We start from the raw sequence: 11,395 nt of genomic DNA on the forward strand, positions 1-11,395 counted from the left end.
TCATCGCCGCCCGCACGGGCGGCGTTTCTTTGAGGGGATCAATATGTCCACGGCAATATTCTGGCCCATCATTGCACAGGCTACGCTGACGTATGTCATCTATTACATCCTGGGCAAGCGGCGCTTTGGTGCCGTGCGTGAAGGGGCAGCAAAGCCGAGCGACTACACCATTCCCCATCAAGACCCCGCCGCCAGTGCGACTGCGGCCCGCAGTCTCATCAATCAGTTTGAACTGCCGGTATTGTTCTACGTCGTGGCGCTGTGCCTGCACCTGACCAATGGCGTCAATTATGTCGTGCTGTTGCTGGCATGGGCGTTTGTCATCAGTCGTGGCGTTCATGCCTTTGTGCACGTTACATCCAACCGGCTGATGCGGCGCCAGCGTCTGTTCATGGTCGGTTTTTTCCTGAATGCTGCTCTGTGGATCTGGCTGATCATCCATCTCCTATCAGCCTGATGCTGACGCTGGTCGCTTATATCGGGGCCGCGCTGGCTGAAATCGGGGGATGCTTTGCCTTCTGGGCGTGGCTGCGGCTGGACAAATCGCCCTTATGGCTGGTGCCGGGCGTGGCAAGCCTCATAGCCTTTGCCACCCTGTTGACGCTGGTGGACAGCGACAACGCAGGCCGTGCCTTTGCCGCTTACGGCGGTGTCTATATCTGCGCGTCGCTGGTGTGGCTCTGGCTGGTCGAAAAGCAGCAACCGGACCGCTTCGATATTGGCGGCGCCATCCTCTGCCTGATCGGTGCCGGTATCATCCTGCTGGCGCCCCGAACGGTATGAGGGTTACGCAGCGTTCAGCAGAGGTTGCGCGCTTTCTACGATCACATCGGCAAACGCCGTCATATCGCGGTTGGCGGTCGTGTTGGTATCGCGCCAGACCATGCCGATCTGGCGGGATGGCTGAGGATCGGCAAAGGGAACGATCCGCATCCGATTGCGGCTACGTTCATCACGCACGGCAATTTCCGGAATAAGGGTGATGCCCATGCCGTGGCTGACCATCTGCAACAAGGTTGCCATGGACGTCGCGCCATAATTTGCTACCCTCCGTCCGGCATTGGCCCCACACACCGCAAGCGCCTGATCGCGCAGGCAGTGCCCCTCTTCCAAAAGCAGAAGCCGTTCCATGTCCACATCCGCTTCCGTAACCGGCGAGAGAAGCACGGTGCTGTCATCGTCGGCGCTGGCAATCATGAAGCGGTCCTCGAACAGATGGCGGCTGCTCAGCCCATGGCGCTCGCGTGGCAGAGCGATGATGGCGCAATCCAGACGTCCGGCGCGCACCTCATCCAGACAGGCCTGCGTCATCAATTCTTTCAGTTCCACATTCAGCTTGGGGAACCGGTCACGCAGCACGGGTATCAACACCGGCACCAGATACGGTGCAACGGTGGGGATAATGCCCAGCCGCAGACGTCCCTCCAGCACGCCGGTTGCCGATTGCGCATCCTGATACAGCTGATCGACACTCGCCAATATCGCGCGGATTTTGGGCAGCAAGGCCTCCCCTTCCCGCGTCAGAATCGGCTGTCCCCGGCTGCGTTCAGCCAGTGTCAGATTCAATTCGCGTTCCATCTCGGCAATTTGCGCCGATAACGCTGGCTGACTGACATTGACCAGTTCAGCAGCCCGGCCAAAATGGCCCGCAATCGCCAGAGCATCGAAATATCGCATTTGTTTCAGCGTCAACATGATAGGATAAACCTATCAATTAATTCAAAAAATACAATTGGAAATTATGAAAGCGGAATGAGAGAAAGCCCTTTAGAAACATTCCAGACTTGGAGTGCTCCTAACAGTTGGACTTGAAAAAAGGAGGACATATGTCAGATCGTCCCATTATGACCACCACCGCTGGCGCGCCCGTGCCGGACAACCAGAACACGCTGACGGCTGGCCCACGCGGTGGCGTGATGCTGCAGGATTACCAGCTGATTGAGAAGCTGGCGCACCAGAACCGCGAGCGTATTCCCGAGCGCGCCGTTCACGCCAAAGGCTGGGGTGCTTATGGTACGCTGAAAATTACCGGCGATATCTCCCGCTTTACCAAGGCCAAGGCTTTGCAGCCGGGCGCGGAAACACCGATGCTGGCCCGCTTTTCCACCGTTGCCGGTGAGCAGGGCGCGGCGGATGCCGAGCGCGACGTGCGCGGTTTTGCGCTGAAGTTCTACACATCGGAAGGCAACTGGGATCTGGTTGGCAACAACACGCCCGTGTTCTTCGTGCGTGACCCCTACAAGTTCCCGGACTTTATCCATACCCAGAAGCGCCATCCGAAGACGAACCTGCGCTCTGCCACTGCCATGTGGGATTTCTGGTCTCTGTCGCCTGAGAGCCTGCACCAGATCACCATTTTGATGTCGGACCGCGGCTGTCCAACCTCGCCGTTGCACATGAACGGCTATGGCTCACACACTTTCTCGTTCTGGAACGATGCGGGCGAGCGCTATTGGGTGAAGTTCCACTTCAAAACCCAGCACGGCCACAAGTTCTACACGAACGAGGAAGCCGAAGGCGTGATCGGCAAGACGCGCGAAAGCTACCAGGAAGCCCTGTACGGCTCGATTGAGGATGGTAACTATCCGCGCTGGACCGTTCAGGTGCAGATCATGCCGGAAATGGATGCGGAAAAAACATCCTACAATCCGTTCGACCTGACCAAGGTCTGGCCGCATGCAGACTATCCGCCGATCGAAATCGGCGTGCTGGAACTGAACCGCAACCCGGAAAACTACTTTGCGGAAATCGAGAACGCTGCGTTCTCGCCGTCCAACATTGTCCCTGGCATCGGCTTCTCACCCGACAAGATGTTGCAGGCGCGCGTGTTCTCCTATGCGGATGCACACCGCCACCGTCTCGGCACGCATTATGAGCATATCCCGGTCAACCAGCCGAAATGCCCGGTGCACCACTACCACCGCGATGGGCAGATGAACACATTTGGCGGCATTCGCACCGGTCACCCGGATGCCTATTACGAGCCAAACTCGTTTAACGGTCCGGTTGAGCAACCGTCTGCCAAGGAACCGCCACTGCGGATCGACGGCAATATGGACCGCTTTAACCACCGCGAAGGCAATGACGATTACAGCCAGCCCCGCGCTCTGTTCGAACTCTTCGATGCCGATCAGAAGGCCCGTCTCTTCTCCAACATCGCGGCCGCCATGCCCGGTGTTCCCGGCGAAATCATCGAGCGGCAGCTCGCTCATTTCAAGCTGGTACACCCCGCATACGAAGCCGGTGTTCGCGCCGCGCTGAAAAACACACACGGCTATGAGGCCGACACAATCAGCTTCGCGGCTGAGTGAGGATAGAAAGGGCCGGTTTACCGGCCCTTTCTTGTCTCTAGAGCATTTCCGGTGAACACGGGTTCACCGGAAATGCTCTACATCCTTTATTTGTCGGATTGTCCAGTCGTTACAACGACTCCGTTTTCACTGGAAATGCTCCAGGCTGCTGAACAGGAAATCGATAAAAGCCCGCACCTTGGCAGGTAGATATTGGCGCGAGGGGTAAACCACGTAGACTTCAGTGCGAACCGGTGACCAGTCGCTCAAAACCGGTTTCAACGCTCCGCTGGCGAGATCGTCGCGCACAAAGAGTTCTGGAATAAGGCTGATGCCAAACCCTGCCCTCAACGCATGACGCACCGCAACGCTTGAGGAAACGCGGTATCTGCCAGAGACTTCAATGATTACATCATTGGCACCCTTGGTAAAGCGCCATTCATTGATGTGCCCCGATGCCGTGAAACGAATGCAATCATGCCCGCGTAAATCCTCAGGCAACAGAGGACGTCCGTAAGTTTCGTAGTATGCCGGTGATGCGCAGACAACGTGCTTTAAAGTCATCAGCTTTCGAGCAATAAGACTGGAATCTCCAAGGTTGTCCCTGCCCCGGATCGCCAAATCGAAGCCATCGCCGATAACATCAACCCTGTGATCGCTTAATTCGAGGTCAATGGAGACGTCAGGGTAACGCTTCAAGAAGGCGGGGATGATCTCCGGCAGAAATCCCATCAGCGTTGATGGGGCCGCGATCCTCAGCAAACCGCGAGGGCCATCATGGCAGGGATCCAGCGCTCGTTCGGCTTCCTCTAACCCATCAAGCACGTTGCGGATGCTGTCATAATAGCGTTGTCCCGCCTCTGTCAGGTGCATACGTCGCGTCGTGCGGTGCAGCAAGCGGACGGACAGATGCCGCTCCAGTTCCCCGATGGATTTACTGATTGCCGCGGGAGATAATCCAAGCTTGCGTGCCGCTGCGCTAAAGCCACCAAGCTCAACCGCATGGCGGAAAACGCGCAACGATGCCAAATGATCCATATTGATAACCGTGAGTTGAAAGTATGATCTTAAATATAATGATTAAAGAATATTAGCGATCAGTGTAATCTCTTCCGAGCTTCAACTCTTCAGAAGAGGACTTTTTCTTGGTTGCAAATATACTCAAGGCGCTGGAAACCCGATTCTCGGCCAATGCATTTGATCCAAGCACCATCTGCGAGGCGGATATCAGGGAATTAGTGCGATTGGCATGTACCGCGCCAACCGCGTTCAATATGCAAAACTGGCAGTTTATCGCGGTGCTCTCTGCGGGAGCCAAGGAGCGGCTTCAGGCGGTCTCCTTTGGGCAGGAGAAAATCGGGCAGGCAGCAGTTGTTTTCATCCTATGTGGAACCTTGCCTGATCATAGGCTGCTGTACGACCGCTTGTTACCATCCGTTGAGGCTGGACAGATAACGGAAGCCGCAGCCCAAAACTGGGTGGTTGCAGCGGAACGTTTTTATGCCGGTGAAGCGACATTACAACGTGATGAGGCGGTGCGATCGGCAAGTTTTGCCGCTTTCGCGCTTATGTTGGCCGCACAAGCCAAAGGGCTGGGCTCTTGCCCGATTGTTGGATTTGAGGCCGAGAGGGTGGCGCAGGAGTTTGGGCTGACATCGGACAATATACCCGTTCTTCTGGTCGCAGTGGGTTACCCTGCGGGCCCAGATCGGCAGAAGACGAGACTGCCTGCAGAGACAATTTTGACGATTTTGTAGAGTTGAGATGACCAATCGCAAAATGGACACCGCTCTTGCAGCAATCGCCCCGATAATTTGGGGAAGCACATACATTATCACAACGCAGTTTTTACCCACAGGCTATCCGATCACCGTAGCGATGATCCGAGCTCTTCCAGCCGGACTGTTGCTCCTCATTATGGTGCGGCGCCTTCCCCAGGGCGTGTGGTGGCTTCGTTCACTTGCGCTTGGTGCACTGAATTTTTCTATATTCTGGATTCTCCTGTTTGTTGCTGCATACAGGCTACCCGGAGGTGTCGCGGCGACACTTGGTTCCGTCCAACCTTTGATCGTTCTTCTTCTGGGGCGCCTAGCAGGAACGGCACGTTTGCAGCCCATGGCCTTCCTGTCGGCATTTGCAGGAATTGCAGGCGTCGGACTGATCCTGGCCGCGCCACGCATGGTGCTGGACCCGGTGGGGATCGCAGCCGCTTTTGGCGGAACTTTGTCCATGGCCGGAGGCACAGTGCTGGCGCGCTACTGGAAGGCACCGGTTCCACCTTTGACACTGACGGCATGGCAAATGACAGCGGGAGGAATGCTGCTGCTTCCGGTTGCTCTTGCTCTGGAACCACCGTTTCCGATACCGACTTTGCCACAAATTGCAGCGTTAGCGTATCTTGGGCTTGTAGGAGGCGGACTAACCTACGTTCTCTGGTTTCGGGGTGTCATACGGCTTACGCCGATAGCGGTCTCTTCGTTGGGATTTCTAAGTCCTGTGTCGGCAACAATGCTAGGTTGGATTTTTCTCGGCCAATCCCTCACGGCTGTCCAACTCGGAGGAATGGCCATTATCTTTCTTAGCATTGCACTTGCACAACTGAATTCATAACCTTATTCCGCCTCGAACTGATAGGTCACCGGCACAAAGCGGTAGCCTTCGCCGCTTTTCTCCGCATAGCCGATTGATGGAAACGGCATGTGGTAGCCGATGAACGGCACACGTTCCAGCGCGATGGCATCGAAGATTTTGCGGCGCGTTTCAGCGGCCATGGCCTTGTCCATGTCGAAACGCACTTCCCAATCCGGACGCTGTAACGACAGAACATAATGGTTAGCGGTATCGGCGGTTAGCACCACCTTTTTGCCGCCGCTGGCGACATGAAACACCATGTGGCCGGGTGTATGACCAGCGGCCAGCATGGCAACAATGCCTGGCACCACTTCCGCGCCATTGCCAATAAACGCAAACTTGTTCTTGAGCGGCACCACCTTGGTCAAAACCTGTTTGTGGTTGCCTTCGGCAGGCGTGCCGACGCGGGCCGGGTCGGTCCAGAAGTCGTATTCGATCTGACCGGTCAGATAGCGCGCGGTGGGGAATGTGGGCTTGCCCGCTTCCATCAGGCCGCCAATGTGGTCTCCGTGCAAATGGGTCAGCACGACGAGCGTTACCCGGTCCGGTGTGTAACCCGCAAGCGCCAGTCCATCGAGCAATTTGCCCATGCCATTGGCGCGGCCACCTTCACCCATTCCGGTGTCAAACAGAACAACGTCCGTACCGGTATCGATCAACACGGGAGAAAAGCCGTTGACGTAGCGGTTGGTCGGCAAGAAGTTTGCCTTCAACAGATCGGCGACCGCCTCGGGCTTCTGGTTAGTGCCGAAGGTTTCCTCGGGCTTGTCAGAGGCGCGAATGCCATCGCTGATGACAGTGATTTTGAAATCACCGAGTTTGAACGGGTAAATATGAACATCCTTTGGAGACGGTGCGGGATGCGCCGGATCAGACGTCGCGGCGCCGGCGGGATTCATGAGAAACGGCACGGCCATGGCGGTGGCTCCGGCAGTGGCAAACAAGGTTCGTCGGGACAACGTTGTCATGGGGCACCCTTTGGTCCGCGTTGATTGGGCTTTAACACTAGTGCAGAAACACCGCCCGGAACATAACATTCACCAAAGTGTGATGGCCACGTGGCAATACTGCACTAAGTAGGGCTTATCGACGCATTTCAAGGCACAGCATCCCGGTTGGTGTTTGTGTTGGAGCGCCGATTTGATCTGATCAGATCGGCGCTCTAAACTCTTCAACTGAAAGCATAATCTTGTCGATCCTCGCTTCGCTCCGGTCGGATTATGCTCTAACTGAAAGCATAATCTTGTCGATCCTCTCTCCGCTCCGGTCGGATTATGCTCTAAAGGCACTGATTGATGAACCGCATTGTACCGCTGATCCTTGCCGTCGCTCTTTTCATGGAGCAGATGGACTCCACCGTTATCGCCACATCCCTTCCCGCTATCGCCCATGATCTGGGCGTAGGGCCAATCACGCTGAAGCTGGCTTTGACTGCCTACATGGTGTCGCTGGCCATCTTCATACCGTTGAGCGGTTGGATGGCGGATCGGTTCGGTGCCAAGAAGATTTTCCGTCTGGCAATTCTGGTGTTCATCGCGGGTTCGGTTGCGTGCGCTGTCTCCAGCGGACTGGTGAGCTTTATCCTGTCGCGTTTCCTGCAGGGCATGGGCGGCGCAATGATGACGCCGGTGGCCCGACTGGTTCTGGTTCGCTCAACCAAACGCAGCGATCTCGTCTCGGCCATGGCGCTCCTGACAATCCCGGCGCTGGTTGGGCCGCTTGCAGGGCCTCCACTTGGCGGCTTTATCACCACCTACTTTTCCTGGCACTGGATTTTTCTGATCAACGTGCCGGTGGGCATTGTCGGCTATATTCTTTCGGGACTGTATTTGCCTGAAATGGAAGCCATCGCGCCACCGCCGCTGGATGTGCGTGGATTTCTGCTAACGGCGTTCGCCGCCGCTGGCATCGTCTTCGGCTTGTCAGTCATGAGCTTGCCCGCTTTGCCGCCGGTCATCGGCCTCAGTGCCATGATGATAGGCGTTATCAGCACCGTGCTTTATGTACGCCATGCACGCCATCACGCAGCGCCGCTTCTCGATCTGAACCTGTTCAAGGATTCCGCGTTTCGCGCCGCATCCATTGGTGGGACGCTATTTCGTATCTCTGTGGGTGCGGTACCGTTTCTGACACCGCTGATGTTGCAAGTGGGGTTTGGCCTCAACCCGTTCCAATCGGGCATGATCACCTTTTCCGGTGCCGTGGGTGCCATCATCACCAAGTTCTTCGCCCGGCGTGTGTTTGCCAAGGTCGGCTTTCGCAGCACCTTGATTGTCGCCTGTGTCGTGGGTGCGATCATGACAGGCATCAACGGCTTTTTCACGCCGCAAACACCCTATCTGGTGATGATCATGGTGCTGTTGATCGCCGGATTTGCGCGGTCGTTCTTTTTCACCGGTGTCAATGCCTTGTCCTTCGCCGATATCCCGGACGGTCAGGCCAGCAGCGCAACCTCGATGAGTGCAGTCATTCAGCAGATCAGTCTGGCGCTGGGGGTTTCGGTCGCTGCCGCCATTCTGGAACTGAGCACGAGTCTGACCGGCACCACACTGGGCCTCGCTGATTTCCAGATGGCGTTCATCATCGTATCGGTTTTGACGCTGGGCGCGGTAATCCCGTTCATCGCCATGGCGAAGAATGCCGGATCGGCCGTGTCCGGCTACAAGGTTCCGGTCAGCCAAGTGCACACCACGTCAGTATAACCTTAGAGCAATTATGCTAAAGCATAACCTTATCGATCTTCGCTTCGCTCCGGTCGGATTATGCTTTAGTCGTCGTGGTCTGCCTGCGCCCGAGCATAGATTTCTTCCATGGTCAGTTCTGCATCAGGGCTGGCATTCTCATGCCAAAACGGCGTCTTGGAGCGGCCCTTGAAGCCCTTGGCCAGCAAGAACATCTCGACTGATTCTGCGCGCGACGAATCCGGTTTGACGTGAATAACCTGTTTGAAATGCTGCTTCAGCATGTTCAGCAGTTCACGCTCGGTGCCACCCTGAAAGGTCTTCGCCAGAAAATGGCCGCCCTCTGCCAGCACATCCACGGCAAAATGGGCTGCAACTTCACACAGGTGCATGGTGCGCAAATGGTCGGTCTGCCGGTGGCCGGTCGTCGGTGCCGCCATGTCAGACATCACCACATCCGGCACCCCGCCCACAGCCTCCATCAACAGGCGCGGCGCATCGTCATTCAAAAAGTCCATTTGTAGAAAATGCACGCCGGGGATCGGGTCCATTTCCAGAAAGTCGATGGCGGCAACCTTGGGGTCGGCATCGGTGGAATCGGTAACCTTCGCTGCAATCTGCGACCAGCCGCCCGGCGCTGCACCAAGATCGATAATGCGCCTGGCACCCGATAGAATCTTGTGCTTCTCGTCAATTTCCAGAAGCTTGAATACCGCGCGTGAGCGATAGCCTTCCAGCTTCGCGCGCTGCACATAGGGGTCGTTGATGTGACGCTCGATCCAGCGGCGCGAGGACGCCTTGAGCTTGCCCTTCTTGACCTTCTGGCCGAGCTTGCGGCCGGTTCGGCTGGCGCCGATAGGCGGTTTCGTCATTCGTGTCTTCCTTCGCCTTTACCAGACGCATTCTGTATCGTGGAACTATGTCCGCCATGGGTGCTGTGTTGACTGTTGTTGTGTCTGCGCTGGCGGCGTTGCCGCCACGCTCCATCGTCGGCCATCATGTCCGTTAGCAGGCCTTCACGCAAGCCACGGTCAGCCACGCGCATACGTGTCGAGGGCCAGCGCTTGCGGATGGCTTCAAGGATCGCGCAGCCCGCCAGCACCAGATCGGCTCTATCAGGCCCAATGCAGGGATTGGCGGCGCGCTCGGTGAAGTTCCACGAGAGCAGGCGCGATTGCATGGCCGTCACCTCGTCATCGCTCAACCAGACACCGTCCACACGGCGGCGATCATAGCGTGGCAGATCGAGATGAACGCCCGCAAGGGTCGTGACCGTGCCCGATGTGCCGATCAGGTGAAACCCTTGCGCCGCATTGCCTTCGGTCAAAACGTCGATGGCGGGTGACTGGAAGCTTGCCAGCATCCCCTCTACTTCGGCCACCATAGCGGCAAAGCTTTCAGGTGTGACGTCCTTGCCGCCATGACGCTCGGACAACGTGACAACGCCCACCGGCAGCGAGGTCCAGTGCGTAATGTGGTTTGCCAGCCGCCCGGAGCGATTGGCACCGATGCGAATGACCGCGATTTCCGACGAACCACCGCCGATATCGAACAGCACGACCGATTTTGCATCATAGCCAACCAGTGATGCACAGCCGGACACTGCCAGCCGCGCTTCGGTTTCGCGGTTGATGATTTCCAGTTCCAGACCGGTTTCGAGCGTCACACGTTCCAGAAACGCCTCGCCATTTTCGGCAGCGCGGCAGGCCTCGGTTGCAATCAACCGGTGTCGTCGAATATTGCGAGCTTTCAGTTTAGACGCGCAGATTTTCAGCGCCTCTATGGATCGATCCATCGCATCCTGTGACAAGCGCCCACTGGCCGCCAGCCCTTCGCCCAGCCGCACGATGCGCGAAAAGGCATCCACGACCCGGAACTGGCCGGGACGGGTCGGCTGCGCAATCAACAAACGGCAATTGTTGGTGCCAAGATCCAACGCTGCATAGAGGGGTGCTGGCGCGTCCGTGTCCGATATGCGGCGATGGTCCGTATGCTTCGCCGGTGCCGGGGCTGGAGTGGGCGTCTCACTCTTGCCAGCGGGTTGCTGGCGTGTGGGGGCTTCCGTCTTTGCCAACGGACGGCCTTGCAGACTTCTACGGTTGCGGTTCTTTCTGGCCTTGCGAACAGAGGCAGACTGCCCGTCACCTGAAGGACTGGCTGGAACTGAGGCTTGCGCCTGCGCGGATGCAGCGGTGCTTGTACCGCCTGCTGCAGCCTTTTTGGAACGTCGCCGCCGCTTGCGCTTGCGCGAAGCCTTGTCGCCATCCACATGGGATGGCGGGGATAAAGGACGCCCTGCCGCACCGGGCACACCGGATTGGCTGGCACTTTGCGGAGGTGAAGACGAGGTTTCGCCCAAGCTCTTCACGCCCCGGCCCTGACGGTGGCTTTGCTGCCTACCGCCATGACTCGTTGCCGACGCCCCGTGATCTGACGGCATCTCGCCGTTGTCGGGGTCTCTCACATTCGTATCCAATGCGCCGCGCGAATCTATACCTAGCCGCTGCTGGCGCTTCTCGATTTTCGTTGAAACAACTTTATCAGCGGGACCGGGATTCACCAACTGTTTTTATGACGCATTTGGCAGGAGCCTTCGCACCGCGTTAAGGGAACGGAAAGCATAGTGTTTCATTTTAGACTTTTCTTTTAAATGCGATCAGGTTTTAACACTATTTAAACTGCCGAAAACAATGATCCGATATCAGGGCCGATCAGGCCGTATCGTGCCATGACGGCATATTTCCAATTTATGATGTTTCAGCGCGTCCGTTTCAGGTTCGACTGCCTGCATGT

Annotated in this window: 11 protein-coding genes; 6 read left to right on the forward strand and 5 right to left on the reverse strand. The window is 56.9% G+C overall.

Features of this window, described 5'->3' with window-relative positions:
• Nucleotides 1-43: 43 nt before the first annotated feature.
• Both IFT84_RS02395 and IFT84_RS02400 read left to right on the forward strand, forming a co-directional pair.
• Nucleotides 44-457: an MAPEG family protein gene (locus IFT84_RS02395; protein WP_197975412.1), complete on the forward strand. Its 414-nt coding sequence runs from the start codon at nucleotides 44-46 to the stop codon at nucleotides 455-457.
• Nucleotides 457-783, forward strand: coding sequence for a YnfA family protein (locus tag IFT84_RS02400; RefSeq protein ID WP_192117567.1), 327 nt, complete (start codon nucleotides 457-459; stop codon nucleotides 781-783). Before IFT84_RS02395 ends, IFT84_RS02400 begins: the two co-directional genes overlap by 1 nt.
• A 3-nt stretch (nucleotides 784-786) precedes the next feature.
• Here the strand turns inward: IFT84_RS02400 and IFT84_RS02405 are convergent, their stop codons facing one another.
• Complete coding sequence (locus tag IFT84_RS02405) at nucleotides 787-1,695, reverse strand: hydrogen peroxide-inducible genes activator (protein WP_192117033.1); 909 nt, start codon at nucleotides 1,693-1,695, stop codon at nucleotides 787-789.
• A gap of 131 nt (nucleotides 1,696-1,826) precedes the next feature.
• On the opposite strand from IFT84_RS02405, the gene katA reads away from it, so the two are divergent.
• Nucleotides 1,827-3,311, forward strand: coding sequence for a catalase KatA (katA, locus tag IFT84_RS02410; protein ID WP_192117034.1), 1,485 nt, complete (start codon nucleotides 1,827-1,829; stop codon nucleotides 3,309-3,311).
• A gap of 126 nt (nucleotides 3,312-3,437) precedes the next feature.
• Here the strand turns inward: katA and IFT84_RS02415 are convergent, their stop codons facing one another.
• Nucleotides 3,438-4,328 (reverse strand): LysR family transcriptional regulator, encoded by an 891-nt coding sequence (locus IFT84_RS02415; protein ID WP_192117035.1) that lies wholly within the window; start codon nucleotides 4,326-4,328, stop codon nucleotides 3,438-3,440.
• 107 nt (nucleotides 4,329-4,435) lie between these two features.
• Here IFT84_RS02415 and IFT84_RS02420 point away from each other — a divergent pair, with 107 nt between their 5' ends.
• On the forward strand, nucleotides 4,436-5,047 hold the full coding sequence (locus IFT84_RS02420) for a nitroreductase family protein (protein WP_192117036.1): 612 nt from the start codon (nucleotides 4,436-4,438) through the stop codon (nucleotides 5,045-5,047).
• Nucleotides 5,048-5,054: 7 nt separating this feature from the next.
• Nucleotides 5,055-5,900 (forward strand): EamA family transporter, encoded by an 846-nt coding sequence (locus IFT84_RS02425; RefSeq protein WP_192117037.1) that lies wholly within the window; start codon nucleotides 5,055-5,057, stop codon nucleotides 5,898-5,900.
• Nucleotides 5,901-5,902: 2 nt separating this feature from the next.
• Here IFT84_RS02425 and IFT84_RS02430 read toward each other — a convergent pair whose 3' ends face one another.
• Nucleotides 5,903-6,889, reverse strand: a complete 987-nt coding sequence (locus tag IFT84_RS02430; protein WP_192117038.1) for an MBL fold metallo-hydrolase — start codon at nucleotides 6,887-6,889, stop codon at nucleotides 5,903-5,905.
• Nucleotides 6,890-7,216: 327 nt separating this feature from the next.
• Here IFT84_RS02430 and IFT84_RS02435 point away from each other — a divergent pair, with 327 nt between their 5' ends.
• Nucleotides 7,217-8,623 (forward strand): DHA2 family efflux MFS transporter permease subunit, encoded by a 1,407-nt coding sequence (locus tag IFT84_RS02435; RefSeq protein ID WP_192117039.1) that lies wholly within the window; start codon nucleotides 7,217-7,219, stop codon nucleotides 8,621-8,623.
• A 65-nt stretch (nucleotides 8,624-8,688) separates the two neighbouring features.
• Here IFT84_RS02435 and IFT84_RS02440 read toward each other — a convergent pair whose 3' ends face one another.
• Together IFT84_RS02440 and IFT84_RS02445 are read right to left on the reverse strand one after the other, a co-directional pair.
• Nucleotides 8,689-9,474: an RlmE family RNA methyltransferase gene (locus IFT84_RS02440; protein WP_192117040.1), complete on the reverse strand. Its 786-nt coding sequence runs from the start codon at nucleotides 9,472-9,474 to the stop codon at nucleotides 8,689-8,691.
• Complete coding sequence (locus IFT84_RS02445) at nucleotides 9,471-11,042, reverse strand: Ppx/GppA phosphatase family protein (RefSeq protein ID WP_192117568.1); 1,572 nt, start codon at nucleotides 11,040-11,042, stop codon at nucleotides 9,471-9,473. Before IFT84_RS02445 ends, IFT84_RS02440 begins: the two co-directional genes overlap by 4 nt.
• Nucleotides 11,043-11,395: the final 353 nt, after the last annotated feature.

Source organism: Rhizobium sp. CFBP 8762 (assembly GCF_014841565.1).
GTDB lineage: Bacteria > Pseudomonadota > Alphaproteobacteria > Rhizobiales > Rhizobiaceae > CFBP-8762.

Bases quoted from the DNA above. Each gene is read 5' to 3' on its own strand.
- IFT84_RS02395 (WP_197975412.1), top strand. From the start codon at position 44: ATGTCCACGGCAATATTCTGGCCCATCATTGCACAGGCTACGCTGACG.
- IFT84_RS02400 (WP_192117567.1), top strand. From the start codon at position 457: ATGCTGACGCTGGTCGCTTATATCGGGGCCGCGCTGGCTGAAATCGGG.
- IFT84_RS02405 (WP_192117033.1), bottom strand. From the start codon at position 1,695: ATGTTGACGCTGAAACAAATGCGATATTTCGATGCTCTGGCGATTGCG.
- katA (WP_192117034.1), top strand. From the start codon at position 1,827: ATGTCAGATCGTCCCATTATGACCACCACCGCTGGCGCGCCCGTGCCG.
- IFT84_RS02415 (WP_192117035.1), bottom strand. From the start codon at position 4,328: ATGGATCATTTGGCATCGTTGCGCGTTTTCCGCCATGCGGTTGAGCTT.
- IFT84_RS02425 (WP_192117037.1), top strand. From the start codon at position 5,055: ATGACCAATCGCAAAATGGACACCGCTCTTGCAGCAATCGCCCCGATA.
- IFT84_RS02430 (WP_192117038.1), bottom strand. From the start codon at position 6,889: ATGACAACGTTGTCCCGACGAACCTTGTTTGCCACTGCCGGAGCCACC.
- IFT84_RS02435 (WP_192117039.1), top strand. From the start codon at position 7,217: ATGAACCGCATTGTACCGCTGATCCTTGCCGTCGCTCTTTTCATGGAG.
- IFT84_RS02440 (WP_192117040.1), bottom strand. From the start codon at position 9,474: ATGACGAAACCGCCTATCGGCGCCAGCCGAACCGGCCGCAAGCTCGGC.
- IFT84_RS02445 (WP_192117568.1), bottom strand. From the start codon at position 11,042: ATGCCGTCAGATCACGGGGCGTCGGCAACGAGTCATGGCGGTAGGCAG.